The organism is Parazoarcus sp. PS-13 R2A, from assembly GCF_057621855.1.
This window is the reverse complement of the sequence record NZ_JBYEXN010000072.1, coordinates 1-335: the sequence shown is the minus strand read 5'-3', so window position 1 is coordinate 335 and position 335 is coordinate 1. Positions and strand designations below refer to the sequence as shown.

1 protein-coding gene is annotated in these 335 nt (G+C 67.5%); it reads left to right on the top strand.

Going from position 1 to position 335, the window contains the following annotated elements; genetic code table 11:
* Nucleotides 1–335, top strand: a 335-nt coding sequence (locus AC22G6_RS21880) for an ATP-binding cassette domain-containing protein (RefSeq protein WP_487368516.1), incomplete at both ends; no start/stop codon positions are given.

Genomic DNA, 335 nt, shown 5'->3' with positions numbered 1-335 from the left:
AGCTCGGCCTGGCGCATGGACCGCGAGGAAGAAGCGCGCCTCTTGGCCGAAGCCGCCCGTCAGATCGAGCGCGTGGGCCTTGCGGACCACATGTTCGACGAAGCCGGCAGCCTCGCCCTCGGTCAGCAGCGCATCATGGAGATCGCCCGCGCGCTGTGCTCCGACCCCTGCCTGCTGCTGCTCGACGAGCCCGCGGCCGGGCTGCGCTTCAAGGAGAAGCAGGCGCTCGGTGAGCTGCTGAAGAAACTCAAGGCCGAAGGCATGGCCACGCTGCTGGTCGAGCACGACATGGACTTCGTCATGGGCCTGGTCGACCGGGTGGTGGTGATGGAGTT